The sequence below is a fragment of the Chitinophaga sp. LS1 genome (genome assembly GCF_034274695.1).
In the GTDB taxonomy this organism is placed as follows: domain Bacteria; phylum Bacteroidota; class Bacteroidia; order Chitinophagales; family Chitinophagaceae; genus Chitinophaga.
The window spans coordinates 995,195-1,021,660 of sequence record NZ_CP128362.1 but is presented as its reverse complement, the minus strand read 5'-3'; the positions used below and the strand labels follow the sequence as shown (position 1 = coordinate 1,021,660).

The 26,466-nt window shown below is 43.5% G+C and carries 27 protein-coding genes; 11 read left to right on the top strand and 16 right to left on the bottom strand.

Annotated elements, in window-relative coordinates; genetic code table 11:
- Nucleotides 1-9: 9 nt before the first annotated feature.
- Together QQL36_RS04155 and QQL36_RS04150 are read left to right on the top strand one after the other, a co-directional pair.
- Entirely contained in the window at nucleotides 10-1,077 is a 1,068-nt protein-coding gene (locus tag QQL36_RS04155; RefSeq protein WP_321569034.1) for a saccharopine dehydrogenase family protein, read from the top strand.
- Between the two features lie 177 nt (nucleotides 1,078-1,254).
- Nucleotides 1,255-2,238: a GlxA family transcriptional regulator gene (locus QQL36_RS04150; RefSeq protein ID WP_321569033.1), complete on the top strand. Its 984-nt coding sequence runs from the start codon at nucleotides 1,255-1,257 to the stop codon at nucleotides 2,236-2,238.
- 541 nt (nucleotides 2,239-2,779) lie between these two features.
- Here the strand turns inward: QQL36_RS04150 and QQL36_RS04145 are convergent.
- A complete protein-coding gene (locus QQL36_RS04145) occupies nucleotides 2,780-3,538 on the bottom strand; it encodes a DJ-1/PfpI family protein (RefSeq protein ID WP_321569032.1) in 759 nt (252 codons plus the stop codon).
- A 336-nt stretch (nucleotides 3,539-3,874) separates the two neighbouring features.
- Nucleotides 3,875-4,795: a GlxA family transcriptional regulator gene (locus tag QQL36_RS04140; RefSeq protein ID WP_321569031.1), complete on the bottom strand. Its 921-nt coding sequence runs from the start codon at nucleotides 4,793-4,795 to the stop codon at nucleotides 3,875-3,877.
- Between the two features lie 39 nt (nucleotides 4,796-4,834).
- Between QQL36_RS04140 and QQL36_RS04135 the strand changes: the two genes are divergently transcribed.
- Nucleotides 4,835-5,776 (top strand): hypothetical protein, encoded by a 942-nt coding sequence (locus QQL36_RS04135; RefSeq protein WP_321569030.1) that lies wholly within the window; start codon nucleotides 4,835-4,837, stop codon nucleotides 5,774-5,776.
- A 64-nt stretch (nucleotides 5,777-5,840) separates the two neighbouring features.
- Here QQL36_RS04135 and QQL36_RS04130 read toward each other — a convergent pair whose 3' ends face one another.
- The gene (locus QQL36_RS04130; RefSeq protein WP_083727317.1) at nucleotides 5,841-6,143 is read right to left on the bottom strand and encodes a hypothetical protein; all 303 of its coding nucleotides are present in this window, start codon (nucleotides 6,141-6,143) and stop codon (nucleotides 5,841-5,843) included.
- A 431-nt stretch (nucleotides 6,144-6,574) separates the two neighbouring features.
- Between QQL36_RS04130 and QQL36_RS04125 the strand changes: the two genes are divergently transcribed.
- Together QQL36_RS04125 and QQL36_RS04120 are read left to right on the top strand one after the other, a co-directional pair.
- Complete coding sequence (locus tag QQL36_RS04125) at nucleotides 6,575-8,707, top strand: elongation factor G (protein WP_321569029.1); 2,133 nt, start codon at nucleotides 6,575-6,577, stop codon at nucleotides 8,705-8,707.
- Nucleotides 8,708-8,875: 168 nt separating this feature from the next.
- The gene (locus QQL36_RS04120) at nucleotides 8,876-9,625 is read left to right on the top strand and encodes a hypothetical protein (RefSeq protein ID WP_143709026.1); all 750 of its coding nucleotides are present in this window, start codon (nucleotides 8,876-8,878) and stop codon (nucleotides 9,623-9,625) included.
- Between the two features lie 79 nt (nucleotides 9,626-9,704).
- Here QQL36_RS04120 and QQL36_RS04115 read toward each other — a convergent pair whose 3' ends face one another.
- From QQL36_RS04115 to QQL36_RS04095, 5 genes are all read right to left on the bottom strand, one after another.
- The gene (locus QQL36_RS04115; protein WP_321569028.1) at nucleotides 9,705-9,908 is read right to left on the bottom strand and encodes a hypothetical protein; all 204 of its coding nucleotides are present in this window, start codon (nucleotides 9,906-9,908) and stop codon (nucleotides 9,705-9,707) included.
- An 11-nt stretch (nucleotides 9,909-9,919) separates the two neighbouring features.
- Nucleotides 9,920-10,465, bottom strand: coding sequence for a hypothetical protein (locus tag QQL36_RS04110; RefSeq protein ID WP_321569027.1), 546 nt, complete (start codon nucleotides 10,463-10,465; stop codon nucleotides 9,920-9,922).
- A gap of 200 nt (nucleotides 10,466-10,665) precedes the next feature.
- Nucleotides 10,666-11,649 carry a Hint domain-containing protein gene (locus QQL36_RS04105; RefSeq protein ID WP_321569026.1) on the bottom strand — a complete coding sequence of 328 codons (984 nt, stop codon included), beginning with the start codon at nucleotides 11,647-11,649 and terminating at the stop codon, nucleotides 10,666-10,668.
- Between the two features lie 8 nt (nucleotides 11,650-11,657).
- The gene (locus QQL36_RS04100) at nucleotides 11,658-12,851 is read right to left on the bottom strand and encodes a pyridoxal phosphate-dependent aminotransferase (protein WP_415751066.1); all 1,194 of its coding nucleotides are present in this window, start codon (nucleotides 12,849-12,851) and stop codon (nucleotides 11,658-11,660) included.
- A 99-nt stretch (nucleotides 12,852-12,950) separates the two neighbouring features.
- The gene (locus QQL36_RS04095) at nucleotides 12,951-14,534 is read right to left on the bottom strand and encodes a flavin monoamine oxidase family protein (RefSeq protein WP_321569024.1); all 1,584 of its coding nucleotides are present in this window, start codon (nucleotides 14,532-14,534) and stop codon (nucleotides 12,951-12,953) included.
- Between the two features lie 108 nt (nucleotides 14,535-14,642).
- On the opposite strand from QQL36_RS04095, the gene QQL36_RS04090 reads away from it, so the two are divergent.
- Entirely contained in the window at nucleotides 14,643-14,957 is a 315-nt protein-coding gene (locus tag QQL36_RS04090) for a hypothetical protein (RefSeq protein ID WP_083727303.1), read from the top strand.
- Nucleotides 14,958-15,234: 277 nt separating this feature from the next.
- On the opposite strand, the gene QQL36_RS04085 is transcribed toward QQL36_RS04090, so the two are convergent.
- Together QQL36_RS04085 and QQL36_RS04080 are read right to left on the bottom strand one after the other, a co-directional pair.
- On the bottom strand, nucleotides 15,235-17,463 hold the full coding sequence (locus QQL36_RS04085) for an InlB B-repeat-containing protein (RefSeq protein ID WP_321569023.1): 2,229 nt from the start codon (nucleotides 17,461-17,463) through the stop codon (nucleotides 15,235-15,237).
- Between the two features lie 239 nt (nucleotides 17,464-17,702).
- Entirely contained in the window at nucleotides 17,703-18,149 is a 447-nt protein-coding gene (locus tag QQL36_RS04080; protein WP_083727299.1) for a DUF1572 family protein, read from the bottom strand.
- Between the two features lie 193 nt (nucleotides 18,150-18,342).
- Here QQL36_RS04080 and QQL36_RS04075 point away from each other — a divergent pair, with 193 nt between their 5' ends.
- A complete protein-coding gene (locus tag QQL36_RS04075) occupies nucleotides 18,343-18,831 on the top strand; it encodes a hypothetical protein (RefSeq protein ID WP_321569022.1) in 489 nt (162 codons plus the stop codon).
- 18 nt (nucleotides 18,832-18,849) lie between these two features.
- Here QQL36_RS04075 and QQL36_RS04070 read toward each other — a convergent pair whose 3' ends face one another.
- From QQL36_RS04070 to QQL36_RS04045, 6 genes are read right to left on the bottom strand one after another with little or no spacing between them, the layout of a single operon-like run.
- On the bottom strand, nucleotides 18,850-19,581 hold the full coding sequence (locus QQL36_RS04070; RefSeq protein WP_321569021.1) for a metallophosphoesterase: 732 nt from the start codon (nucleotides 19,579-19,581) through the stop codon (nucleotides 18,850-18,852).
- Nucleotides 19,581-20,522 (bottom strand): ADP-ribosylglycohydrolase family protein, encoded by a 942-nt coding sequence (locus QQL36_RS04065; RefSeq protein ID WP_321569020.1) that lies wholly within the window; start codon nucleotides 20,520-20,522, stop codon nucleotides 19,581-19,583. The genes QQL36_RS04070 and QQL36_RS04065 overlap by 1 nt, the downstream gene beginning before the upstream one ends.
- Nucleotides 20,519-21,049: an RNA 2'-phosphotransferase gene (locus tag QQL36_RS04060; RefSeq protein WP_321569019.1), complete on the bottom strand. Its 531-nt coding sequence runs from the start codon at nucleotides 21,047-21,049 to the stop codon at nucleotides 20,519-20,521. Before QQL36_RS04060 ends, QQL36_RS04065 begins: the two co-directional genes overlap by 4 nt.
- A 7-nt stretch (nucleotides 21,050-21,056) precedes the next feature.
- The gene (locus QQL36_RS04055) at nucleotides 21,057-21,593 is read right to left on the bottom strand and encodes an NADAR family protein (protein ID WP_321569018.1); all 537 of its coding nucleotides are present in this window, start codon (nucleotides 21,591-21,593) and stop codon (nucleotides 21,057-21,059) included.
- 1 nt (nucleotide 21,594) lies between these two features.
- Nucleotides 21,595-21,996: an ADP-ribosylation/crystallin J1 gene (locus tag QQL36_RS04050; protein ID WP_083727288.1), complete on the bottom strand. Its 402-nt coding sequence runs from the start codon at nucleotides 21,994-21,996 to the stop codon at nucleotides 21,595-21,597.
- Nucleotides 21,997-21,999: 3 nt separating this feature from the next.
- On the bottom strand, nucleotides 22,000-22,674 hold the full coding sequence (locus QQL36_RS04045) for an NUDIX hydrolase (RefSeq protein ID WP_321569017.1): 675 nt from the start codon (nucleotides 22,672-22,674) through the stop codon (nucleotides 22,000-22,002).
- A gap of 338 nt (nucleotides 22,675-23,012) precedes the next feature.
- Between QQL36_RS04045 and QQL36_RS04040 the strand changes: the two genes are divergently transcribed.
- From QQL36_RS04040 to QQL36_RS04025, 4 genes are all read left to right on the top strand, one after another.
- Nucleotides 23,013-23,273, top strand: coding sequence for a hypothetical protein (locus QQL36_RS04040; RefSeq protein ID WP_083727284.1), 261 nt, complete (start codon nucleotides 23,013-23,015; stop codon nucleotides 23,271-23,273).
- A gap of 240 nt (nucleotides 23,274-23,513) precedes the next feature.
- Nucleotides 23,514-24,335 (top strand): hypothetical protein, encoded by an 822-nt coding sequence (locus tag QQL36_RS04035; protein ID WP_321569016.1) that lies wholly within the window; start codon nucleotides 23,514-23,516, stop codon nucleotides 24,333-24,335.
- Nucleotides 24,336-24,768: 433 nt separating this feature from the next.
- Nucleotides 24,769-25,248, top strand: coding sequence for a hypothetical protein (locus QQL36_RS04030; RefSeq protein ID WP_321569015.1), 480 nt, complete (start codon nucleotides 24,769-24,771; stop codon nucleotides 25,246-25,248).
- A gap of 190 nt (nucleotides 25,249-25,438) precedes the next feature.
- On the top strand, nucleotides 25,439-26,398 hold the full coding sequence (locus QQL36_RS04025) for an HTTM domain-containing protein (RefSeq protein WP_143709021.1): 960 nt from the start codon (nucleotides 25,439-25,441) through the stop codon (nucleotides 26,396-26,398).
- The last annotated feature ends 68 nt before the right edge of the window (nucleotides 26,399-26,466 follow it).

Here is a 26,466-nt window from a genome sequence, read left to right as displayed (position 1 = left end):
ATTTCTCCCATGTTGGATCAAACATTCCTGCTCTATGGAGCAAATGGCTATACCGGAGAATTAATAGCACGCTACGCGACAGCATTTGGTTTGCAACCTATATTGGCTGGTAGAAATAAACCGGCATTGGAGAAATTGGGGGCAGCGTTGAACTTGCCTGTCAGGGTATTTGCATTGGAGGATAAACCTGCTATGCAAAAGGCTTTGCAAGAGGTCGCTGTAGTTGTAAATGCTGCCGGACCGTACGACTTTACAGCGAAGCAACTCGTCGAAGCATGTATTACCGAAGGTAGGCATTACCTGGATTTGAATGGTGATGCGATTATTTATGACATGATCCGTACTTATGATAAGGCGGCACGCGATAGTGGTGTGATGCTGCTGCCGGGTGCAGGTTATGATGTGGTACCGACCGACTGTCTTGCGCTATGGTTGAAACAACAAATGCCGGATGCACGTTCGTTGAAGATTGCATTTGCTATATTGAATAGTGCTTTATCAAGAGGAACAGCTATTAATACCGTGCTTAAATTGGGACTACCCGGTTTGTCAAGAATAGATGGAAGATTGGTGGAAGAACCTGTAGGGAAAAAAGGGATGTATGTGCAATTCCCCGGGGTGAAAAAGAAGTTGTTCACAATGAGTTTGCCATGGGGCGATTTGAGTACGGCTTATGTTTCCACAGGTATACCGAATATTGAGACGTATATTAATATAAACAAAGCGGCCTGGTTTTTCCTGAAAGGACAAGGTGCTTATAATTGGTTGCTGAAGACGCAATTTGTACGTGGCATTGCCAATGCGATTGTTAAAAGACAATCACCGGGGCCGGATCAGGTAATGAGGGATAAAACGAATGCGCTTATCTGGGCACAAGTGAGTAATGCGAAAGGAGATGTGCTTACTGCAAATATGGTGGTGCCTGAAGCTTATACATTGACTGCGTTGGCTGCGCTGTTGATTACAAAGAAAGTATTAAAAAAGGATTTTAAATCAGGATATCAAACACCCGCTACTGCCTATGGGGCGGAGTTGATTATGGAAATAGAAGGTGTAAAAAGAGAACTTGTTGCATAAAACCCACATCATTTCAATAGTGAGTCGTACCGGGCCCTGCTACGCCTTCCCCGGTGAATGGCATTCGTATTGGTCATAGAATGGCATTTTGCCCATGCCATCAACCCGGTTGATCGGCATCGGTCATTAAGTTACATTTTTCAGTAACTTAGGGTTCGCACAATATGACCTACAACCATGAAACACATATCTATATTAATTCCCAGAGGTGCCGCGTCCCTGGGCTGTATTGAAGGCACACATAAAATGTTCTTTAACGTGAATCGCTTCCTGACCGACCGGGGAGAAGATCCTTTATTTACTATCCAACTGGTAGGCCTGACCCACGATGCTATGGTATATGATGGATTTTGTAAAGTAACCCCGGATCTGAGTATACAGGATAACTTCACTACTGACCTGATCATTATCCCTGCTGTAAACGGGGAAATGGACAAAGTCATTGCCGCCAACAGCGATTTCTTCCCCTGGATCAGGGCACAGTATGCAGGCGGAGCGGAAGTTGCCAGTCTATGTGTAGGCGCTTTTCTGCTGGCAGCCACTGGTTTGCTGGATGGTAAGAAGTGCAGTACCCACTGGCAGTCTGAGCACCTGTTCAGAAAAATGTTTCCTGATGTGGAAATGGTATCTGACAGGATTATCACCGATGAGAACGGGATTTATTCCAGCGGAGGGGCAAATTCTTTCTGGAATTTACTCCTGTACCTGGTAGAAAAATATACTGACCGGGAAATGGCGATCTTCTGCGCGAAGTTCTTTGCTATTGAAATTGACAGGTTTAGTCAGTCGCCGTTTATCATGTTCCGCGGACAGCGGGATCATCTGGATGATGATATTAAGCGGGCACAGGATTTTATTGAGCAAAACTTTCAGGAGCGGATCACGGTTGATCAATTGGCATCGCTTTGTACGATGGGGAGAAGGAGTTTTGAAAGGAGATTTAAGAAGGCAACCAGCAATACGGTTTCTGAATATATTCAACGGGTGAAGATAGAAGCTGCCAAAAAAGGGTTTGAAACCAGCCGTAAAAATATTAATGAGGTGATGTGTGAGGTGGGGTATGCGGATAATAAGGCGTTTAGAACTGTATTTAAGAGGAAGACGGGGTTATCGCCGGTGGAGTATCGGAATAAGTATAATAAGGAGGCGATTGCGGTGTGAGAGCGTCAGTAGCAGGATAAAGCAACGATTACAGTATAAAGCATGCAGTTGTTGGATAATGGTGGCGATTGCTGTATAAAGAAACGATTACAGTATAAAGCATGCAGTTGTTGGATAATGGCGGCGATTGCTGTATAAAGAAACGATTGTAATGTAAAGCAGGCAGTTGCAGGATAATGGCTATTGTAATATAAATATGCGGATGCAGTCGTAGTATAAAGTAAGAGGTTGTATCAATAATAAATAAACCTCCTGAGTATCACTTAAACGAATAGTTGATTCCATCAGGTATCTGAATGATGTTTCTATCAGACCTGAAAAAACGAGCGTGTATCAAAAATAAATAAACCTCCTCAGAAGTGCTTAAAGTACTACCTATCTCCATTAGGTATCCGAAAAAACGAGGCCGTATCTTACTTAAGATACAGCCTCGTTTTTTTCGGTTCTTGATGGCGCAAGGAAGACCTTGATATAATGCTGGTTTTTGTTGTTTTAGAAAACCAGATTCTAATTTTATTGCTTTACAGCCAGATTTTAATTGTTATTGTTTTACAACCAGTCCTTCGCCTGGCACCCATTTATCATATTCCATTTGTTTCGCTATCTGTATAGCCACATCATGTCCACGTAATTTCTCTACCAGGTGCAGTGCCCCATCTATACCAGCAGAAATTCCTGCGGTTGTTAATACATTTCCATCCTCTACAAAACGTTTATCAGCCAGTACTGTGCTGTTTGGCAATGCTTTTCGCAGGTTTTCAATGCTGTTGTGGAAAGTAGTCACTGTTTTATGATCCAGGATACCGGCTTTGCCAAGGATAAAGGCACCGGTACATACGGACATAAAGTATTTGGTATTGGGAATCCGGGATTGAATCCATTTAATCACTTCCGGGTCATTGGTTGCTACATCATCATTGCCTCCAAAGGTGACAAAGATATCCGCAGGAGGGGCATTTTCGATACTGTAGGTAGGTAATACCTTGAGTACACCCTGGGCATGAAGCGGGTCAGTCGTCTTGGATACGATATAGATATTGCAGCCTGCATAGGAAAATACTTCCAGTGGGCCTGCAAAGTCCAGGACTTCAATGCCGTCGTAGAGGTAGAAGCAGACGTTTAGTTTCTTGATTTCATCTCCTTTTTTAATCAGCTTCATGCCACAGTGGGGGCATTTGCCGGGTTGGGTGAAGGTGAGGGTGTCACAGCTGGGGCCATTGCAGGGTGGGCAAATATAGGTTTGTGCGCTGGCAAAGGCGGTCAACATGGTAAAAAGCACGATTGAAATGATCCGTTTCATAATGGCGGTAAGTTTATGGGACAAAGGTAGGAGGTGAAAAAAGGAGGAAGAAGGACAAGGAAGGAAAGAATCGGGACATCTTTAAAAGCCATCTTTACGTTTCATCTTAACAAGCCAACTTAACAGCTCACCTTAACAACCCACCTAACAACTCATCTTAACAGCTCACCTAACAACCCACCTTAACAACTCAACTTAACAGCTCACTTTAACAACTCATCTTAACAACTCACCTTAACAACTCACCTTAACAACCCACCTTAACAACTCAACTTAACAGCTCACTTTAACGACCCACTTTAACAACTCACTTTAACGACCACCTTAACAACCTCATTACACCTTGGACGGCAACGCCCCTGTATGTTTTTTTACCATCGTCCTCAACTGCACCACACTTTTAAACCCACATTGCTGCGCCACAATCGTAACCTTGTTTTTCTCCTTTAACAAATTAACCGCTTTCTCCACCCTCAGTTTATCAATATACTGCCCAATAGTAATCCCGGTTGCAGCTTTAAACATCCTGGTCAGATTCCGTGAACCAGTATGCACCTGCGCCGCTAAAGTATCAAGAGATAGCTTCTGGTCAAGATGATGAATGATAAAATCCTGTACCTGATGAATATGATTATTAATATGCCGGCGATATTGCAGATAGACGCTTTGTTGGGAATCGTCGCCATCACGGCGAATATACACCACCAGTTCAGCAGCCAGTTGCCAGGCAAAAGCAGGACCATGGCGTTCTTCAATAATAAAAAGCGCCAGGTCTATACCTGTGGTAATGCCGGCGCTGGTGTAGATATTACCACTTTTTACAAAGAGGCGGTTAGTGAAAACCTTTGTATCCGGATATTCCTCCTGCAGGCGTTGGGTATATTTCCAGTGGGTCGTACAACCATGTCCATTCAGAATACCGGCGGCAGCCAGGGCAAAGGAACCTGTACATACTGAGCAAAGGGTGGCGCCAGCGTGAGCGATGTGGATCAACCAATCCCTGAGTGCATGATTGTCCGCCTGCAACTGAAACCCGGGAATAAAAATGATGTCATCCTGCCGGATCGTAATATCATTAATGTGTTGGAGCTGGCCAATCATCAAACCTGAAGAGCAGGCTTTTTCCGGTTGATCGGAGAGATAAATAATTTCATAGGGATGCCCATATTCTGCTGCCTCGTAGAACACCTGTACAGGTCCGGCGAGATCGAGAATGTGCGTTTGACTGGCTATGAAAAATATGACCCTGTTGACCATCAGGGTAAAGGTAGCCGATTTTTGTTATAACTTAGAGTTATGAAAACTTTATATCCCTATTTGCTGGCGGCCATGGTGCTGATGATCGCCTGTAAAAAAACAAGATATTATTCGAGATCACAGATTGTTCCCAATATGCTGACGCCGGTGGATGTGAGTAAGAATATCGCGTTTTCGGCGAGTTTTACATTGGCATGGAATGAGATGAGGAAACAGGTAGGTGCGCCAATTAATAATAAGGCGAAGGCGGTGAAGTGGATGAATGATAGTCCGTTATCAGAGGATCTGTTAGGTCCTAAGGAGTATAAAAAGGATGTGAGGATAGATGGGGAGCAAATTACTTTACTGGTTAATTTTCAAAAGGATTTAGGGTTTGAAGTGCCGATGCAACCACTGCATCAGCCATTTACTTTTAATGGTAAGCCAGTGAAAGCATTTGGTATGATAGATTATGATCCGGAAATCATTGGAGAAGCGCACCTTATTTATTATAGAGATGAAGATCATTTTGTCATGAACTTAGATTCAAAGGATAAGTCTTCAGATATGATATTGGCAAAGGGATTTAATAAGGGCGCTAACCTACATGTCATCCTGCAGCAAATCCAGGGAGCCATCAGAAAGGGAACGACGATTACGGAGTATGCTTCATTGCAGATACCGGTACTGAAATTTATGGAGGAAGAGCACTTTAAGGAACTGGAAGGAATTGATTTTAAGGCAAAAGGACAGAGCTATAAAATAAAAACCGCCCGTCAGAAGACCTCATTTACATTGGATCAGGAAGGCGCGAAAGTAGTGGATGCTGCAGAATTGGGAGTAGCTGCGGCTACATTGGATTCAGGAGAAGTGAAGCGTCCACCCAATCTTATTTTTGATAAGCCATTTGTTGTGTTGTTGCAAAAGAAGAAATCCGCATTCCCTTATTTTATGTTGAAAGTGGAAAATGATGAAATCATGGATGCCAATAATGAAGAATAAGTTTACTTCAATAAATTAAGGATGTAACCTTTATGATAGTGGATGCTAATAAAGCAGACTAAGCTTAAGTCAATAAATTAAAGGATACAAAAATAATGGTGATGCTGATACACACCAGTGCGGCAAGAAAGATATAATCAGCTGCCGTCTCCAATTTTTCACTCCACTGTGGCCTGGAAGAACGCAGGGATAGGAAGGAAAACAAACAGCTGGCCATCAGCAATATAGCCGCTATACCTGTTACATCATCAATCACCGTGACGTGATTGAACCGCGCTACCTTGATAGATGTCAATACGATCAGGCAAAAGCCTAACAAATTCGTAGAGGTATTTAGTATATGTGGTGATTTCCGATCCTTAGTCATAACAGTAAATTACGACAAAATTAAGGGTATTGATAATCAATGCCCCCCTATGTGGATTTTGTTTTCATAGATATTCTTTATATATTTGCACCATGTTTACTCACAACTCATATCGTACAATAATAAGGGCAGTAATTGCCAGTACTTGTATCGTCTTTATTTAAGACGGGGAGGCAGCCTTGCACCCGGATATGTTGTATCATCTACTACACACTCCCACAATCGCTTTTATTGTTTTTCAAGTAAGCCTTGTCTCCCCCGTGAGTCAAATTAATCTTTTAGCAATTATATTATTTACAGCATGATGCTCCTGACAATTAAATTATTGATTATCGTAATTACCAGACTAGTCCGGTAACAGGGAATGCATTTGCACATAGCAAGCGCCTCTCGTTACCAAACGGGAGGCGCTTTTTTTTAACATTTATTTTATGAAACGTTTATCTCAATATAGGAATATAGGAATCATGGCCCATGTCGATGCTGGTAAAACTACCGTCACTGAACGTATGTTGTTCTACACGGGTTTGACGCATAAATTAGGTAGTGTCGATGAAGGGAATACTGTCATGGATAGTGATCCGCAGGAAGAAAAACGTGGTATCACGATATCTTCTGCTGCCATTACTACTTATTGGCAAGATCATCAGATTAATCTGATCGATACCCCTGGTCACATTGACTTTACGGCGGAAGTAGAACGTTCACTGCGCGTGTTGGATGGTGGTGTCGTGGTGTTCTGTGCGAAGTCCGGTGTACAACCACAATCTGAAACGGTGTGGAGACAAGCGGATAAGTATGGAGTGCCGAGAATTGTGCTCATCAATAAGATGGATAGACAGGGTGCGGACTTCCAGCATGTAGTCCGGGAGATTAGAAATATGTTGCAGGCGAATGCGGTGCCGGTGCAGATACCGATTGGGGCAGAGGATAATTTCTCTGGTGTGATTGATCTGATCACTATGGAGGCATATGTGTGGAATAGTGATGATGGTAAACAGTTTGTGGTTACTGAGATACCTGCTACTTTGCAACAGGCTGCTTTGCAGGCAAGGCAAACATTACTGGAAGAGCTGTCATTGGTTGATGAGCATATCTTTGAAAAGTACACAGATGATCCGGCTAGTGTAACGGATGAGGATTTAGTTACTGCTGTCAGAAAGGCCACGCTGAGTCGTGTGTTGATACCTGTGTTGGCAGCGGCGGCGTATCGGAATAAAGGTGTACAGCCTTTGCTGGATGCGGTGGTGCGTTATTTGCCTTCTCCTGTGGACGTCGAAAGCCCATTGGCTGAAGAAGGTGAAGGTCGATCTTCTGTGGGAAGTGAAAGTTCGTTTTCAGCAGAACGCGAAGGTCAATCTCTTGCGGGAAGTGAAAGTCCGTTGGCAGCAAAAAGTGAACGTCATTCTCCTACTATAATCGAAAGCCCGTTGGCAGCGTTAGCATTCAAGATCATGGCAGATGAGTATGCCGGCAAGTTGACTTTGGTAAGAGTGTATACTGGTGCGTTGCGTACTGGTGACATGGTGTGGAATAGTCGTACGAATAAGAAAGTACGTGTCAGCAGATTGCTGCGTATTATGTCTGACAAGTTTGAAGCCGTGGAAGAAATTGGTGCTGGTGATATTGGTGCGGTAGTAGGTTTGAAAGAAGTGCGTACGGGTGATACGCTGTCTGATCCTGCACATCCTGTTTCTTTGGAAAGCATTCATTTCCCTGAGCCAATGATTGGTTATGCGGTGGAAGCGAAACTGGCGAAAGATGCGAACAGGTTGGGTGAGGTGCTGGCAAGATTGGTGGATGAAGATCCTACATTGCAGGTGAGTGTGGATGCGGCTTCCGGACAGACGATCCTGAAAGGTATGGGTGAGTTGCACCTGGAAGTTGTACTTGAAAAGATAGCGACGAATTATCAGTTGGAAGTGAGTAAGGGTCAACCGCAGATTGCTTATAAGGAGGTGTTTACATCTTCTGTTATCCACAAAGAAGTGTATAAGAAACAGAATGGTGGTAGTGGTAGTTTTGCGGTGATTCAGTTTGAACTGGGACCTCGTGCGGATGGGTTAGCTGGTTTGGAGTTTGTGAATGAGATTAAGGGTGGTGCGATTCCCAGAGAATATATTCCTGCTGTGCAGAAAGGTTTTGAAGAGGCGATGAAGACGGGTGTTTTGGCTGGGTATCCGATGCAGTCTATGAAGGTGCGGTTGTTGGATGGTGTGATACATGATAATGATTCTCATGCGCTGGATTTTGAACATGCTGCGATTATTGGTTTTAAGAGTGTGGCGGCGCAGGCAAGGCCAAGATTGTTGGAGCCAGTGATGAGTGTGGAGGTGACTACGCCTGAGGAATATACAGGTGTGGTGACGGGGGATATGAATAGAAGACGTGGTATGATAAGGAATATGGAAATGAGAGGGAATGCGCAGGTGATTACTGCAGATGTGCCGTTGGCAGAGTTGTTTGGGTATGTGGATACGTTGAGATCGTTGTGTGCGGGAAGGGCTGCTGTGTCGATTACGTTTGAAGGGTATGAGCTGGCGCCGGCTAGTGTGGTGGTGTGATGGAATATCGTTCCAGATTATGTAAAATCCCGATAAATCAGGAGGTCAGCCGAATCTTTTTGGCTGGCCTCTTGTATATTGAATATGAGCGTATTATATTTGTCTTCCTAGCTATCCAACTTTTATTAGCATGATTGTTGTTTAATGTCAGCCAAATATATGCATTCTATGAAACGGTATCTCTATGCGCTATTACCTCTATTGTATATACTTCCAGCCTGCCAACCGCATAAACAACCTATTGTTCATAATGATAGCACTGTTACAGATACTATGGTAGCTGCAGATACTGCAGAGACTTATCCTGCTGTTGCACGTGCTGCATTTAATATGAGCAAGGTGCCAAAGACGAATTTAGATTTGGGGGATTTCCCTTTTTTCCCTGCGCCGAAGGGGTATCAGTATAGGAATGTGAAGTTGAAAGATAGAGGTGAGGAATATTTTCTCGCTGATGGGAAATTGATGCCGGTGGAAGGGAAGACGTTTAAGGCGGAGTTGGTGAGGGAGGAAAGTAAACCGGCAATGTTTAGTATTTCGAAGGTGGAGAAGAGTTATGATAAGATGATAACGAGTGTGGGAGGTGTGAAAGTAAGTACCGATATACCAACAAAGGCGGAGATGGAGAGAGTGGGCGATGATGAGATTTATGATAAGGAGAGAGGATTTACTGTGGGGTTCGGGGGGATTGAGTTGAATACGTATGTGTTGAGGAATAGAGGTGCAGAGGTGTGGGTACAGTTGAGTATGAATAATGTGTATGGGGCGATTTGTATTATACAGAAAGGGGAATTTGTGAAGGGGATGAAAGAGGGGGATGTGAGGAGGGATTTGTCGGAGACGAGTAGGATTGAGTATAATGATTTGATGGTGGATAGTGAAGGGGTGGTACCGGAGGTGGATACGCTGTTGCAACAATAGATGGGGTGATTGATAAGATAGGGGAGTAATAGTTTAGTTTATAGAAGAGCGCATTTGCACGAAAGCAAATGCGCTCTTTTTAATATGGGTAATTTAATATTACTTTCCCATTTGGTAATATGAACTTACCCGGAGTGATTTTGCCAGTCCAGAAATTAATAAACCCAAGTTCTACTTTTATCTGCTGGTCTTCAGGAATACCAAAGAACATGGTTCCTTCATTAGGTTTAGATTCAGGTTGCAGTTTAAAATCTGAAATCCTTCTTTCACTTTTTTTATTCATTTTGTTGGTTTTTATTTATGACTTAAATAAAATATGATGCATATGATGAATGGGAATATGCAAAATATTGCATGTTTTAATGCTTTGTTGTAATATCCTTGTTTGCGTATAACTACCTTACTATTAAAATCAATAGAGCCTTTTAATTCCTCTAAATATGAGCTTTTTATTTGTTGATTTATCTGCTCTTTTATATCATCTGTAATCTCAGACTCATTAGAAGAGAAGGTCGCTTCAAGCTCTGATCGTAATTCTCCAAAGTACCTTTGGGGTCTCAAAAGAAACGGAATAACGATTGGAAATAAGAATCGAATTGCATACACAAATGATATCAGGAAGAGAATTCCAAATAACATCAATGCAGTGAAATACCAGATATTAAATGGAAAAGAATAAAAATCTTTACAAATTGAAACCAGAAATGCAGATATGCCTGAATAAATAATTAAAATGTTTGATACCCGACTAATCGTTTTATCATATTCGGTTCTTATTGCTGTATCCCGTTTTTCATTTGCTTCTATGTAATGATCAAAATTGTAAAATGAGATTGACATGTTGCGAGTTTTGGTTTTTCTACAATGGAATTGTCTATCTAAAGCTAACGAATATAGGTTGAAAAAACACGCAACTAATTCAATATTTTTTTCAGTTTATAATGTGGTTTTTTAAATGATAATGCCATTGTTATTTATAAGAAAAAGCGTTACTTACTGCAAGTAAGTAACGCTTTTTCTTAAGGTAAATCACCTGAAAATTATTTCTGCAAAACCATCATGCTATTCATGATAAACGTCCCCTCTCCTTCTGCTACAATATTATATACAGGCTGCGTACCATTCGCTTTTTCTGTTTTATTTACCACTACATAAGTGAGTACCTGTTTGCTTTGCTCATCTATACACAACAACTCTTCTCCATCACTCACCTCTCCCATCTTCTTCTTCCCTGCTGATGTTTGTATGGGATGATTCGGTGTTGCCTGTAGTATCTTTCCAGAAATACTTACTACATGTGCATCCTGTGTATCATTCGCTACTACATGCACCGCCAGTAATTGCGTAATTGCATAATTTGCCGGTTGATGTACCACCAGTTCTTTTACTTTCATAATACTGGTCGTATGTGTCACCGCATCGAGGCTAATGATTTTATCTCCGGGCAGAATGTTCTTTAGTGTCTTCTGCGAACCATCGGCAAGTGTCACCTGTTCATCTCCCGGAAAACAAATGTCGGTACCATACGTTGCGCCTTCTGCTTTTACATCTTTCCCCGCATTCATGGATTTATATAATTGGAAACTAAACTCGCGCGAGAGCACGTAGGATAATTTCAATACATAGTTTTTCTCTACTTTGTCTATCGCATGAATATCTTCGAAATACTTATTCCAGATTTCAGGATTACTGTTGAACAAAGGCAATACCGCTGTGTATAAAGTACCTTTCTCATTTGTGTAGAATATTACAGTACCAATATCCATCATACTGTCTTTGGCCACCAGGCGATAAAGGTCGATACGTTTCTTCAATCCATCATCTCCCGTGATGATATACGGTTTGCGCATTTCATAGCGATCCAGTACGTACGCGTTGTTGAACTTTACATACGTATCGTTATCCAGGTCTTTTACTGTAAATGTCTTTGCTCTGTCGTATTCGTCCGTGCGAATGGGTCTTGATTGTGCGAATGCTGTGTATATCCAGCCAAAACAAAAATATAATAATAGTAGTGTGCGCATAATTCTATTTAAGATAATTCTTTAAAAGCAGCTGCAAATGCCTGCATTTCATCCAGACGACCAATGCTGATCCTGCACCAATCCTCGTTATTTAGTTTCCAGTTGCGCAGCCCTACCCCCCTTTTACCCATTTCTTCTACAAAACGCTGGCCTTCCATTTTTAAAGGGAACATGACGAAGTTAGTATGAGATGGAATATACGTATACCCCTCTTTCTTCAGTGTTTCATACAAGAAGCGCTTGCTGGCTTCCATCTTCTTTTTCACTTCATCTATATAAGGTTTGTCATTATAACTTGCCAATGCAGCAGTTATAGCTGGTAATGACAATGCATATCCACCGGCAGCGGAATAATGGCCTAATAGATCGATCATAGCTGGTTGGGCGATGACGTAACCAATACGAAGTCCGGCCAGCCCATATACTTTTGAAAAGGTGCGCGCGATGATGAGGTTCTGTCCTTTCTTTACGCTTTCTATAAGTGTAGTAGCCGCTGGATCAGGGAGGTAATCAATGTAGGCTTCATCTACAAAGACAGGGACTTTTTTAGATACCCGCTCGCAGAAGTCTTTTAATTTCGCTACGTCTACAATGGTGCCCGTAGGGTTGTTGGGATTGCAGATGTAAACGAGTTTCGTGTCTTTATTAATCGCCTTTTCCATTGCATCCAGATCATGGGTGTAATCTGCTTTTAACGGCACTTTGATCCAGGTGGCTTTTATTTTTTCACAGCGGGTGGGTAAGTCATCGTAAGTAGGGTCTGCGCTGACGACATTTCCACCATTACTTAATAATGTAATAGCAGTTCCTAATAGTAAAGGAGATGATCCCGCACTTGTCATGAGCATTTTTGCATCGAGACCTTCATAGGCGCAAATTTTTGCTTCCAGGTCTTTGAGTAGCATGAATGGATATTGATAGCCATTGTCCATACTGTCTATCATCGCTTTTTTAGCAATTGTGGAAGGGCCGAATGGGTTTTCATTGGCAAATAAGCGGGCTTTGAGTATACCGGGAATACGGGGCTCAATAGCGGCATCGGCATGTAAACCCGTGAGCGGAGATGTTTCTGCAGATAAACTGGTCAATGAGGTCTGTAGGTTGTTGGCCGCTAACCCGGAATGACCTAAAGCTGAAATGGGAGGTTCTAACGTTGTAACAGAAGCCTCCGTAGCAGGCGCTGCCTGCAACCCTTGCAACATAGGTGGCAACATTGTCAACCCTCCCGTAAATAGCGCGGTGGCCTTTAACCAATCCCGCCTGTTAATTGATTTGTTGGTGGTACGCATCATCATAAGTTTTTAGATGTTGGTTGTAATTGGATAAGAGATCCGTTGTTCTGATACCCTTGCATGTAAATCCGTCACTGTCCTTCTTGCAGATTCTAACGCTCCTGCCATCCATGCATTCAGATAAGTTGTATGCTCCCCTGCAAAGTATACCCGCTTATCCGCCTTCAACAGGCTTTTATAATGTGTTTGTCTGGTAGCACTATTATACAAGGCCCATCCACCCATGCTATAAGGTGTCTTATGCCAGCTCACTGAAAATGAACTTTCAAATTCTTTATCATATTGCGGATGTATCAACCGCCCCTTATCCATCGCTAATTTTTCTCTTTGCTGGTGCGACAGACTCCCTGTTTGTCGGGCTTTCTCATTAAAGTTGTAATAACCTAGCAGTATGCCTTTCTTAGATAGATAATCATAAGACGGATAAAAGATCTGGGTGAGTTCATTGTTCGTATGTGTAATACCTCCGTAGATGTGTTCATCTTCTTCCCAGAACCTTCTCTTGAACTGCATGCCTATCTTGCCCGTGATCATGTAAGGAATGTAGTCAATCGCGCGACTCACATCTGAAGAGAAGTTGTTATCCACATTACTCAGCACTGGTGTAGGAATCGTGCAAATACAATAGTCGGCAACGATTTCTTTGGCGCCTTTGCTGTCTTTATAACTAATCTTCACACTTTCTGCCTGGTTGTGAATGCCCGTCACCTCGCAGCCAAAATGTATACATTGCCCTACCTTCTTCTCAAAAGCTTTTGGAATCTGGTCATTGCCGCCAATCGCCTGGAACATGGTCATCTGTAGTTCATATACATATTCAGATACATTGTAGAAGTCAGGATCAGCAAGACCGGAATTGATAATATCCGCCAGACTATGCGCCGGTGCGATTTTGCCGGGAAGTTCGCCGGCGCCGGGACCCTCGATGTACCCTCTTCTGTCAGAGGCTTTGTACAATTTATCGATGTCCAGCCCTCCTTCTGCCCTTAGGTATTCCAGTATTTTCTGGGTATCTTCAGTTGTAAGACCTGTGTCGAGTTTGTGCTGATCTATCGCTTTGGCAAGTAGTTCCGCTGTATATCCCCGGAGATCGTTGTGAATTTCCCGGACCCGGATCTTCCTGTTGGAAAGCGATCCTTTGCCTTCGGCGAAGAAATAGGCCGCTTCGTTGATGTTGTTATACACCTGGATCGGCACCTGCAACTCTCTACAGTAATGCAATGTCAATGCATGGTGATGCGGGATACGCGATGGCCCCGCATTGAAATAAAGCCCTTCGTCGAATGTAGCCGTTTGTACAGGAAGATCGGTTTCAGTATGCGTCGCTCCCTTTCGGATACTCCATACACGCCCTCCTGATCGCTGCCGGGCTTCAAGAATGGTGCATTGGTAGCCGAGTTTTAATAGTTCATAAGCCGCTGCCATTCCTGCAAGACCGGCGCCTAGAATGATAATGTGTTTACCCTTGCCACTGCCATTGAGCGAAAAGGCATGCGCAGGCGCTTCCTGTAACATCCCTAAAGCCAGCATGGCCGGATAGGCGGCAGCCATTGTTCCTGTTCTGGTGAGGAACTCCCTTCTGGAAATTGACATTTTGGTTGATATATGGGTTGTTCTGGTAATACTTCCTTGCTGCTATTAAAATAAGAATAATTAAGGAGGATTTATAGTAACTTGATTGTATGATTTAAATTTATATATATGGTAGATGAGATTCTTGGTACCTGGGAAAATGACCTGGACGATGGTAGTGGTTTACATGGCATATGGGGATGGGCTTATGAATTTAAAGCTGATGGGAGTGGTACTTATTACTCCTGGGAAAAACAAACGCTGACTCATCAGGACAAATTTTCCTGGGAACGGATCGGTGATAAGGCTATTAGGAAAAAGGATGCCGATGATTATCAATGGGAAACGATCGAATATGCTATTACAATTGTATCCGCGCCTTATAGTGGCAGGTTGCGAAAATTGACTTATAGGGAAGTGGAATTGTTTCAATATGTAAAATAAAACCTCCCCCTGCGAAGGCTTACTGGCAAAAAGAGAAATCCTTTCAATATGTAAAATAAAACCTCCCCCTGCGAAGGTTTACTGACGGGAAAAGAAATCCTTTCAATATGTAAAATAAAACCTCCCCCTGCGAAGGCTTACTGACGGGAAAAGAAATCCTTTCAATATGTAAAATAAGACCTCCCCCTGCGAAGGCTTACTGGCAAAAAGAGAAATCCTTTCAACACGTAAAATAAAACCTCGCCCCTGCCAACAGACAAAAGGCGAGGTCTGTCCATTATTGTTTGACCAGTTTCAGGGTATTACTACCTGCTGAATTTTCTACTTTTATTAAATACAGGGATTGTGGCAAACTACTCACATCCATCGTCAACTGATTATTACCTGCCGGAAACTCTTTATCCACCACTGTCTTTAGCAACTGCCCATTCGAACTGTACATCCTAATCTGTACCCGATCTGTCTTTTCATTATAAAAACTAATAGCAGCGGTATTGCTAGCTGGATTAGGGTACACCTTTGTATCTGTCAATTCAGGTTTTACAGCTGCTACTGCTCTTGCTGATGAACTACAAGCACCTGCAGTGGGTGTTGTGCCTGTTACTTCCAACCAGTCTATCAATGCAAATTCTGTAGAAGAGAGTGTTTCAATTCTAATCGTATTCACACCTGCTGCCAATGTAGCTGTCACTGCTGCTGTCGTGGTCCATGCCGTCCAGCTGGTAGTTTTGGGGAATGATACACTTGATACTGCGGTGCTGCCATTGACTAATAACCGTGCAGTGGTCGATACGGTTGCACCTCCATTTGAATAACGGAATACAAATGAATAAGTTCCTGCGGCAGGCACGCTCACACTGTAATTCACACCTTTGCCACTTGCGTTACTCAGGTTGATATAATATCCGCCATCAGCACCTGAATAGGTATTTTGTCTGCTGCCATCTGCACTACAATATCCACCGGTACTTGTTGCAGCATCGTCTATATGCAGGGTAGAACCTCCACCAGTACTGGTACTGGTGAAACTGGCGGTTACAGATAGGTTTGAAGTGACTGTTACTGTAGTCGTAGTAGAAGTACCACTCGCACTACCTCCCCAGCTGCTAAATGTATATCCACTGGCAGGTGTAGCTGTTAAGGTTACTACAGTGCCTGAAGTGTATGAACCGCCACTTGGACTCAAAGTAACTGTTCCCCCTGCTGATGGAGATACTGTTACGCTCACGGTATAAGTAGAAGGATTCGTACTACCACCGGATTCACGAGCACCAATATCAGGTGCAGAACCGGAATAGGTAATGCCTGTAGTAGTTACACCTTTGTCTATCATATCACTACCACTTGCCAGTGCGAGGAAGGTGCCCAGGTTTGGACTGCCATCACTGTTTTTAGTTACAGAAGGAGAAAGACTCTGGAAGTCGGCACTGCTTACTACCAGGCCTCCTGTGTTAGAGCTGGCGCCACTCTTCCACCATACATTCGTTGGCGTTACATCTGTACCATTGGTGGCATCAGATGAACCTGCATTGTAAGAAAGGTTGTTTTTGAAAGTAGCTGTACTACCCGTGCGGAAGTTGAAATTAGATTCCGCATTGTTGTAACTGGTGTTGTTGGTCACTTCGATCGCACCTGGGTTGTTGTTGTCCGTAAAGCCATGGTGGCCATTGTTGAATGATACACAACGACGCACGATATGTGCTACTGCAATACCGCTACCACCTAATTTAAATCCATTCTTATCACCATCGCCGGAGGTACCGCCGCTACTCAGCGTACCATTGCCATATGCGAGGCAATTAATGAGGGTGACAGGACCAATAGGGCCTGTGTCATCTTTTGCATAAAGATCGTATCCATCATCGATGTTGTTGTGAGAGATACAACCATTGAATACATTGCCTGTGCCACAGGTGAGTTTAGCAGCAAACCCATCGGCGTCTTCATTGTCTGGGTCCTGGTTGTCGTACGCTTCGCAATTGAGGATGGTGTTGTTCGTAGGCCATGAAGCGAGGGTGGTGTTTGACGTCACGTAGCGACTCAATTGCAGACCGCTATCGTGGTTGCCTTTAAAGATACATTTTTCGATGATGTTGCTGTTGCCCGCCAACAGCATGCCATTGTCGCCAGCACCCTGGATGGTGATACCTGTCCAATGCCAATAGTCGCCATCGAGGATGACGCCACGATTGGCATCGGCAATCGCCATGCTGGAAAAATCTAATACAGGGGTTTCGCCAGTATAGGCAACGACACTCTTGTACGCGGAAGAAGTACCATTGTTACTGGCAGTGATAATCACGGAAGCAGATAAGCTATAGGTGCCTCCTCTTAAGTAAATGGTGTTGCCAGCGGTTACCGTTGCCAGTGCGTTGGCAAGTGTAGTCGGGGCACTGATGCTGGTGCCGGTGTTCGAGGCTGATCCGCTGGGGGAAACATAGAGGGTTTGCGCATAGGAGAGGTTAGCTCCTGCCAAACATAGCAGCGCTAGTAGAAGTGTTTTCATAACGGAGAGTTATTTTACCTGAATTTACATGGATTTGTTTGGCAGGTGATCAGGTATGGGTAGATATATTTACGCAAACGTTTGCGGGTCAAGGGTTTTCGGTGATAGCATGGCGCAGTGAGATGCGGCTATTGCATTGAGTGATAAGGGCATGAAAAGGAAGCATTCATCTGTATGAAGTGAAAAATCATGCATAAGCAACATGTGATTTCCGAAAAAAAATGAGTAAATAACCGGGGTTAAATATCCAATAACCTCCTGTGATAATTTACCTGGCCTAAATGATACATTAAATGTCCGCTTAAGTGTACTAAAAAATGTCCTGTATATATCGGTCCGCCAAATACTTCTATCGGATATAATGCTTCTACCTGTTCAGGTGTCAGCTCATCCATTACTTTATCAATCACCACAATCGTATCCTCAATCATTTTAATCAATGTAGTTCTCGCTACATCTTTCTGAGAAAATTCCAATTCACGGTGACGGACATATCCTGTGTTCCCCAGGTGTAAACCTATAAATGTATTCAGATTGCCAACAAGATGTAATGCGAGATTTCCCGCACTGTTACTAATCCCTTTCTCTGTATACCAGATTTTACTTTCATTAGTATATTGTGATAGTTCCTGAACCAATTTTTCAAGGTCTCTGCGAAAGAGTGTTTTAAGAGTAGTAGTGAGCATATGTATTATGTATTATGTATTATGTATTATCAAAATGAAATTAATACTTTTGCCTGAATAAGCTAAATCCATGTATAAAAGCCTTCTATTTATCCTTCTCGCAGGCGTAGTCGCATGTAACTCCTCTGGGAAAAAATCAGTCAATACCCCAGATTCCTTGTTAAGTCATTCAGCAAGCGTTGATACAGGCATTATGACTGAAGGCGCGCCTCCTGTAAATCCGGAAGCTGTACCTGATACTGTCAGGATCGAAGGGGATTTTAATGGAGATGGAAATTTGGATTTGGCATATGGCGTATTGTACAGAAAAGCAATGGAAGAAGAAGGTCAGGATGAGTATGTGATCCGGTTTTCAAATCCGGATATCAAACCTTTGGTAACAGGTTTTGGGGAAATCAGGTTGATTAATGAAGGGGATTTAAATAATGATGGCAGCGATGATCTTTCTGTATACCAGGCGCCTTTGCATGGATGTACCTATGTGATGAGTAGTTGGTCGTTTACGAAAAGTGGATGGAAACAGGTAACAGATCCATGGCTGGTGTATAAAGGGTGTAATTATTTAAGTGATGAGGATTTGCAGAACAGGATTGTGGTGGAAGATGGGATTGTGTATTATTATCAGGAAGATCCGAATGATGAGCACATGACTTTAGTCAAGAAAGAAATGGGGGTAAAATAAAAGACGGACACCCGTCTTTTATTTGTTTCGACCTTTTTCGCCCGGGTAAAAAACATAGGCGGGTTCACTCTGCCAATACTCTTTTGTATCGATATTCATGGCAGAGATCCTTCCCATAAATGCCGCGCCTGTATCCACATTCCACACATTGCAGGCATTCATTGGTGTGGTGATATCATAATTCACCGTGGGCGTATGGCCAATGAAAATCTCTTCAAATAGTAATAATCTTTTCGGGTAGAGTATTGAATCTTTTTTGATCCGCTTATCCATACACAGCGCCATTTCCCACAGCGACCGGTCCCAGTAAAAGTTTGTATCGTAATGTTCTTTCTCCGGACCATGCATACTTGCAAACCCTGCATGCAGGAATAACCTGTTCTGATCATCTACATAATACAAGGTAAGCCTGTTAAACCATTCCAGGTGTACTAACCGGCGTTCATAAGATATATTTTCATAACTGGCTATGGTTTGCTTACCACCGTTCCTGTACCATACCGGGTCCGGATCTTCTCCATTCAGCCAGCGTTCGCACCAGGCATCGTGATTCCCTTTGATGAGAAGGCAGTCATATTTTTCCTGCAGCACCATCAGGTATTCAACCACCTGTGCGGATTGCGACCATCCATCTACATAATCGCCCAGGAATATAAGTCTGTCCGTTGGTTGCAACAGGAGTTGACCTAGTAGTTGTTCCAATGCTTTTAATGCGCCATGAATATCTCCAATTACAAACGTCCGGGCCATTAGATATTGAATTTGACCTGCAAGTTAGCAATCAGTTCTTCAATTCTATCCTTTCCAGCTAAAATGTTTAACCATTCGGCAGGAATTTCTTCCCAACCGTAGTGCATGCCAGCGAGTCCACCCGCTACTGCTGCGGTAGTATCGGTGTCATTGCCGAGATTGACAGCGGTGAGCACTGCTTCTGCATATGTATTTGTATGGATGAGTATCCAGATAGCTGCTTCAAGTGTGCGTACCACATAGCCGGTACCGTGAATCTCACTGATTGGTTTATCTACCAGTGAGCCGGAAAGTGTAGTTGCCAATATGCCCTGTTCTTTCTCGTCGGGTAAATTGTTCTCTTTGAAGTATTTGTTTACTTCATTGATGGCATTGAGATAGGCATCTACAGGTGGCTCGCCTTTCAGTATATGGAGAGCTACTTCAAGGTAAATAAAACAACAGGCGATGGAACGAATATGACGGTGTGTAAGACTCGATACATCCCGTACATGACAATAGCGATCATGTATATCCAGGTCCTTTATATAAAATAAGAGGGGAAGAATACGCATGAGGGAGCCATTGCCATTACAATCTTCATCGTTACCTCCTGCAGTGGTGGGAGGAGCACCCTGTGACAAATAATATATAGCGGTATTTGTGGCGTTACCTACGTCAAACACTTTACCGTGAGCCGTCCAATAAGCATGGTAGCGCCAGTTGACAAAGCGGTTCGCCAGGTCCTGGAGGTCATATCCTTTCACCAGTGTTTCTGCGAGACAGAAAGTTAACGAACTATCGTCGGACCATGTACCTGCGGGTTGTCCGTGTGTACCAAATTCCCGCATGTTGGTGACAGGGTATTTTTCAAGTATGTCGCGTGACTGAAATTCAACGGGTACGCCCAGGGCATCGCCGACAGCGAGGCCCAAAAGGGCGTTTTTAATGGGAGTACTCATTGTGAAATGTATTTAGCCGGTACATGGTCCGTCAACCAAACACCGTTTGCAGATACAAAAAATGGGATGCCAACTCTGTGCATGTCACCACTCCGGATCGTTAAAATAACAGGTATGCCTCTGCGGCTGCCTACTTTGGTGGCAGTGGCTTTGTCGATACTGAGGTGTGCGTGTTGACGGCTCATTTTTTTAATACCGGTTTTCAGAATTTCGTCCACGAATGCGCCGGTGGTACCGTGGTAAAGGAACTCCGGTGGCTTGGTGACAGGGAGTTCCAGGTCTACCTGAACAGAATGTCCCTGGTTGGCTCTTATTTTAGAATGGTCTTCATTAAAAGCAAAGCGTTGTTTATCGCTTTCAGCCACGATGGTTTCGAGTTCTTCTCTGGTAATGCGTTTACGGCGTGCGGCAAGGGCAAGCAGGGTATCTACATCTGCCCAGCCGTTGTTGTCGAGTTGCAGTCCGATGAGCTCCGGTTGATGGCGGAGGATGAGACTGAGAAATTTGGATGTTTCTTTTTGATTCATGGGATTATTATTTAAGTAGATCTCTCACGGCCATGAGTGCATAGCCGAGGAGATTCTGTCCCCGCCATTTTTCAGGGTATGGGGCGTTTACATTTGTAGCGGCCATGCCGATGCCCCAGATTCTATCCATGGGACTTGCTTCGACGATCACTTCTTTGCCTGTGTCGAGCAGGAATGCTTTGAGATCCGGGTGTTGGGAGAATTTGTGAAAATTCCCCTGGGTCACGATCTCTCTTTTGGCAGCATCCCATTTAGCAGGGTCGAAGTTGGCTACTTTTCTTCCGAGTGCTTTTACCGAAGCAGGGGAAGGAGTATTGAGAATTTGTTTTTCAATTTCAGTATCTCCGAACAGGGTGGCTTTGCCAGCCATCATCCAGTGTTCGGCGGTGGGGTATGTCTTTTCATTTACGGTAAAGGGGGCATACCACCATTGGCTGAAACAGGATTTGGTAATACTGCCATCTTTGGAGGGTTGGTGGCCCCAGAAGAAGCAGAGGGTTGGGGTTGGTTTTTGGGCGATGAGCCAATTGTTGTCGTATGTCATCTTAATAAAATTTTGAAAGGGTGTGGTGTAAAATGGGGGTTGTTGGCCGGATGAAATTTTCTCCGAAGAAGGCGTTGACGATGTGAATACCATTTAAGATATGATCGTTGAAATTCGCTAATTCTTCGGCGGGTACCCAGAGCTCCTGGTGAATGTCATCACCGACAGTTTGCGGAGCGTATTGTTGGTAATAGGCGTCATCGATGTTGAAGGATGTGACGATACCACAATAGTCTGAGTTTTCATCCTGTGTATTCCATTCTCTGGCAATCTGTTCAGCATAGGCCTGGTTTAAAACAGGGTAAAAGATGGGCTGCCAGCTTAATCGGGGTGGAAAGCGGGTGCAGTTACTGTCAAGGATGAGTTGCAACTCTTTGATGCCTACGGGTCTGAATAATTTCATGGCTTAACCAAAACTCAGGTGAATACTTTTTAATTCCTTGTTAAATTGATAAAGGTCGGGATGGCGGTTGTGCAATCCTTCCCTCTTATTGCCTGTATTAATAATGTATCCGGCATCGAGAATTTTGCGGCGAAAGTTCCTTCTGTCGATGTTGATATCCAGAATGCATTCATACAGTTCGTGCAGTTCCGGCATGGTAAAGAGGTCGTTGAGCAGTTCGAAGCCTACAGGGTAATAGAGGATCTGGTGCTGTAGTCTTTTCAATGCATCGGCGGCGATGATATCATGGTCAAAGCCGAGGGGTGGTAACTCTTTCACATTGAACCATTTCACATCATTAGCCATTGTGCCTGCGGTGATAGCGAATCGCGCGGGGTTGACCAGTGCATAGTGGGCAACGGCGATGGCGCGGCCTCTTGGGTCACGGTCGGGTTCGTCGTAGGTAGAGAGTTGCTCGAGATAGAGGTCGTCCATACCTAGTTTGGTTTTCAGAATGCGGGCACATGTATCACGGAGGCGTTCTTCCATGAGGAGGAAGGCGCCGGGGAGTACCCATTGATCTTTGAAAGGCGCTGTATTCCTGTTTAGCAGCAGGATGGAAAGGGTGCCCTGTTGATAACCAAACACAACGAGATCCGCTGCCAGCGATGGGTTTCTATAACTATGAAATGATGGCATGGGTCTTTGTGTTATTTTGACGCAAAGGTAAGGTGGGATTTTGATATGGAGAAATTATTTTATAGACGGGTGTTTTTAACGAGGGTATAAAATACACTTATTGAACTGGGGAATTCCTGTTTGGGTGCATGCGGTGTAATTGTCGTAAAGCTCAATATTATTCCGTTTTAGCAGTGAAGTCCCGACATAAAAAGTTAAAAATGATGATTACCTGTTACTGCGGCAGCATTGCAGCAGACTCTTATATCTTCGTTACATTGTTTTTCGGCCTTGATCATCCATATTTTAAAGTACGTACCCAGTTTTGTTAACCCTGTCACCCGCAAAATGTAAAACCCATGACTCAAAATTTAAAATTATCGTTAATGACACTGGCTGTTGTAATTGGTGCCGGTTCCGCTATTGCCAGCTCTTTCACCAGAGATCACCGTGAGGAAACTCAATATTATAAGTACGGTAACAATTATTATGAAGCAGGTGTAGAAGGTTATGATTACGAATGCCAATTCGATCACTTTGGTACCTGTACGTACTATTTTGATGCTGCTACCGGTACTTACAAATCCAGCAAGGCTGGGAAGATCGTTTGGATCAGATGATCTAATTACTGTAATCTATATGACAGCTAGCGAAATTGATATGTAAGCGCATTACCGATGACTTATATATCTGGTGGGCTATGCCTTATGGTGTAGCTCACCTTCTATTGATTTGTTGACCCCATATTTTGCGTATTTCTACGTTGTGAAAACAGGTGTTTTTCTGCTTGTGGGCAAGAGGTAATTCCATGACTTTTGTGCCGTAAACAATTGTTATTTAAAAACCTCAAACCCCAAAAGATGAAACGCAAACTATTAGCGGGTGTAGCTGGATTAGCTGCACTGACCTTGTTTTCCTGCACAAAAGAGAAAGCTTCACTGCGTCCTGCTTCGGAAGTGGCTGTGGCTGCTGCCACAGGCAGTGATGAGATGGATGCCATATTGAAAGACCTTTCACCGGAGACCTATCTGCTTACTTTTGACGGATTACCAGGAAATAATTACATCACCAAAGCAAGTTATGGAAGTCTATCCGATGAAACCCAATTCGGCGATGGCGGTATTCCTTTTCCTTATTTGGAGAAGATTGGGTATACCAAAGCACCGTTTAAGAAGATCTGGATAAAGACGTGTCCTACCATGATTCCCTATTTGGATATTGCTAAAAGAGCGGCTTCGTTAATACAAAAAGTTGATAGTAAGACTTTTGCTGATCTGACGATTACGGAATTGTCTACTAAGCAGCAGGTGTTGGCGACGAAGACGTTTTTGACAGCGGCGAGCAGGTTGCAACCGGATGTGGTGGATACGAAGGTATTGGCGAAGTCTCCGTTGGAGCAATTTAGATTATCACTGCCACAGGGTACGGCGCTGCCTTATTTTACGAGAGGATTTTATGGATTGGGAGATATTACACAGGTGCCAGGTGCAGGGAGTAAGCTGACGATTTATACCAGTTTGAGATGGGAGGATATTTTGAGGAGGAAGTTCCCGAATATGATTGGCTGTTTTGATCCGCAGGTGTTGAAAGATATCAGGGCGAATTTTGTTTTGCTTGATAGAGGGTTTGAGAAGTTGAATGTGGAGGAGGTAGCCGGAGGAGCGATATTAGGGATTAATTAGTTCATCAATGATGGAAGGTCGGGAATAAATTGGTATAGATCGAAGTTGAGCGCGAATGGGGTATCTGAAGATGTATGCATATTTGGCTTGAGTGGATTAGTTGCTTTGAGGAGATTGATTGTATTGAAGTGATTGGTTGTATTGAGGTGATTGGTGTATTGAAGTGATTGGTTGTATAGAGATGATTGATAGTATAGAGGTGATTAATTTTATTGAGTTGATTGGTTGTATTGAAACATTTTGGACCAGCTTTTTTTCATTAACCCCTTTGAACTGTTTGTTTTTGATGTCGGACTTTGATTAACCCCTATTACATTTTTGGCCCTTCATCCATTTATTACTACTTAACCCCGGGGCCAGCCGGAAATCTTACACGCTGTTTTCAGCTGGCTCCTTCTTTTAACTTTTTTCCTGCTTCATTTTAACCTTTTTTATGATAACGTGGAAGCATATTTGTTGGATGAGCATCGCGCTGTTCCACTTGACGGTTGCTGCTTTGCATGCAGCTCATTTTAAGGAGTGGACAAAGCATGCTACCTGGTTATCCGGGTATGGCGACTTTACAGGTGCGGGGAACATTTTTAGTTTTTTCGCTCCGCATATCGGGAATGAAATTGCGGTATTGTATACAGTGGCGGATGGTAAATCTCAGCATGTGATGAGATTGGAAGGACAGAATACCGAGTGTAACAGACGGATACAGACGATCTATAATTTTTTCAGTATTGAAGAAGCGCAGCCTTTGCTGGCGAGGAGTTGTGCGGCATATGTGTTAAAAAAGTGTGCGGATGGTACGATGGTGAGAGTGACGGTGATTAGTAAACTGGTGCCGGAGATGAAGGATTTTAGAGAAGGCGTACAGCCAAAATGGGAGGCGTTTTTGGTGAAAGATTATAGGAAGAACAGTCAATAATTAAACATGTCCGGTAGGAGGATTAGGAATTATCTTAAGGTTCATTAAGGTTTTCTAAAGATTCCATAAAGGATTTCTAACGGTTTCCATAACGGTTTTCTAAAGATTCCTTAAAGGTTTTTTAAAAATTTCCTGAAGGTTTTCTAATACCCCCTGCCAGAGATGATTACTTCATCTATAAATATATTTTATGAACAGGTATTCCGGTGTGTTACAGCGATTTTTTTTATCGCCTACGTCTGGCGAGCCATTGGCGTTTTTTAGAATTGGGATTGCTTTTATTGGATTGGTGCAGGGATGTTGGTTGTTGGGAAATGTGGTGATGTTGTATGGTGTGGATGGTTTGATTCCATGGTCATTGAGTAAGGGGATTGTGTCGCCCCTGATGCCACAGTTATCCTGGTTACAGCCACTGGTGGCAGCGACGGGGATACCTGGGGATAGTATGGTGTATCTGTTGATGGGGGCGTATTTGGCATGTCTGATCTTTTTGTTGATGGGGATGTTTACAAGAGTGGCGGCAATTGTAGCATGGGGCTTGCACCTGATGTTTATTAATACAGGATTTATGGCGGCGTATGGGGTAGAGACGTTTTTGCATATTGCATTGTTTTATTGTATTCTCATGCCGGTGGGTGAGTCATTTACGTGGAAGAATAATGAGAGTAGTGTGAGTGAGTGGAATAGGTTGTCGATAAGGGTATTGCAGATACATTTATGTATAGTGTATCTGGCTTCTGGTGTGGAAAAGGCGATGGGTGCACAGTGGTGGAATGGAGAGGCGATCTGGCAGACATTTATGCAGGGGCAGTTTGCGAGGTTTGATATGAAGTGGCTGGCAGGGTATCCGTGGGTGGCGAAGTTGATTTGCTGGAGTACGTTGTTGATTGAGATGGGGTATCCTTTATTTATCTGGTGGAGGAAGACGAGGGTGTATGCGTATGTGGCGGTGGTGTTGTTACATGTGGGGATATCTGTGGTGATGGGATTGCAGTTATTTGCAGGGATTATGATTGTGTTTAGTACAGCGGCGTTTGGATGGGAGTATATCGCGCAGGTGTATTGGGGGATAGTGAGGCCATTGAGGGAGAGGAGGATGTTGAGGAGGGCAGAGTTGCTGGCGACACAGGCGTTTTGGAGTTTGGAGTGAGGGCTAAGAAATTAGCCCTGCTAGAGTTAATTGCTTTGGCCTGTTACGGTTAATTCCTTAGCCTTGCT

Bases quoted from the DNA above. Each gene is read 5' to 3' on its own strand.
- QQL36_RS04085 (WP_321569023.1), bottom strand. From the start codon at position 17,463: ATGAAAACACTTCTACTAGCGCTGCTATGTTTGGCAGGAGCTAACCTC.
- QQL36_RS04140 (WP_321569031.1), bottom strand. From the start codon at position 4,795: ATGGTCAACAGGGTCATATTTTTCATAGCCAGTCAAACGCACATTCTC.
- QQL36_RS04150 (WP_321569033.1), top strand. From the start codon at position 1,255: ATGAAACACATATCTATATTAATTCCCAGAGGTGCCGCGTCCCTGGGC.
- QQL36_RS04060 (WP_321569019.1), bottom strand. From the start codon at position 21,049: ATGAATCAAAAAGAAACATCCAAATTTCTCAGTCTCATCCTCCGCCAT.
- QQL36_RS04095 (WP_321569024.1), bottom strand. From the start codon at position 14,534: ATGTCAATTTCCAGAAGGGAGTTCCTCACCAGAACAGGAACAATGGCT.
- QQL36_RS04155 (WP_321569034.1), top strand. From the start codon at position 10: ATGTTGGATCAAACATTCCTGCTCTATGGAGCAAATGGCTATACCGGA.
- QQL36_RS04120 (WP_143709026.1), top strand. From the start codon at position 8,876: ATGAAACGGTATCTCTATGCGCTATTACCTCTATTGTATATACTTCCA.
- QQL36_RS04055 (WP_321569018.1), bottom strand. From the start codon at position 21,593: ATGACATACGACAACAATTGGCTCATCGCCCAAAAACCAACCCCAACC.
- QQL36_RS04105 (WP_321569026.1), bottom strand. From the start codon at position 11,649: ATGCGCACACTACTATTATTATATTTTTGTTTTGGCTGGATATACACA.
- QQL36_RS04065 (WP_321569020.1), bottom strand. From the start codon at position 20,522: ATGAGTACTCCCATTAAAAACGCCCTTTTGGGCCTCGCTGTCGGCGAT.
- QQL36_RS04135 (WP_321569030.1), top strand. From the start codon at position 4,835: ATGAAAACTTTATATCCCTATTTGCTGGCGGCCATGGTGCTGATGATC.
- QQL36_RS04130 (WP_083727317.1), bottom strand. From the start codon at position 6,143: ATGACTAAGGATCGGAAATCACCACATATACTAAATACCTCTACGAAT.
- QQL36_RS04090 (WP_083727303.1), top strand. From the start codon at position 14,643: ATGGTAGATGAGATTCTTGGTACCTGGGAAAATGACCTGGACGATGGT.
- QQL36_RS04045 (WP_321569017.1), bottom strand. From the start codon at position 22,674: ATGCCATCATTTCATAGTTATAGAAACCCATCGCTGGCAGCGGATCTC.
- QQL36_RS04035 (WP_321569016.1), top strand. From the start codon at position 23,514: ATGAAACGCAAACTATTAGCGGGTGTAGCTGGATTAGCTGCACTGACC.
- QQL36_RS04025 (WP_143709021.1), top strand. From the start codon at position 25,439: ATGAACAGGTATTCCGGTGTGTTACAGCGATTTTTTTTATCGCCTACG.
- QQL36_RS04080 (WP_083727299.1), bottom strand. From the start codon at position 18,149: ATGCTCACTACTACTCTTAAAACACTCTTTCGCAGAGACCTTGAAAAA.
- QQL36_RS04050 (WP_083727288.1), bottom strand. From the start codon at position 21,996: ATGAAATTATTCAGACCCGTAGGCATCAAAGAGTTGCAACTCATCCTT.
- QQL36_RS04125 (WP_321569029.1), top strand. From the start codon at position 6,575: ATGAAACGTTTATCTCAATATAGGAATATAGGAATCATGGCCCATGTC.
- QQL36_RS04110 (WP_321569027.1), bottom strand. From the start codon at position 10,465: ATGTCAATCTCATTTTACAATTTTGATCATTACATAGAAGCAAATGAA.
- QQL36_RS04100 (WP_415751066.1), bottom strand. From the start codon at position 12,851: ATGTTGCAAGGGTTGCAGGCAGCGCCTGCTACGGAGGCTTCTGTTACA.
- QQL36_RS04070 (WP_321569021.1), bottom strand. From the start codon at position 19,581: ATGGCCCGGACGTTTGTAATTGGAGATATTCATGGCGCATTAAAAGCA.
- QQL36_RS04040 (WP_083727284.1), top strand. From the start codon at position 23,013: ATGACTCAAAATTTAAAATTATCGTTAATGACACTGGCTGTTGTAATT.
- QQL36_RS04145 (WP_321569032.1), bottom strand. From the start codon at position 3,538: ATGAAACGGATCATTTCAATCGTGCTTTTTACCATGTTGACCGCCTTT.
- QQL36_RS04075 (WP_321569022.1), top strand. From the start codon at position 18,343: ATGACTGAAGGCGCGCCTCCTGTAAATCCGGAAGCTGTACCTGATACT.
- QQL36_RS04030 (WP_321569015.1), top strand. From the start codon at position 24,769: ATGATAACGTGGAAGCATATTTGTTGGATGAGCATCGCGCTGTTCCAC.
- QQL36_RS04115 (WP_321569028.1), bottom strand. From the start codon at position 9,908: ATGAATAAAAAAAGTGAAAGAAGGATTTCAGATTTTAAACTGCAACCT.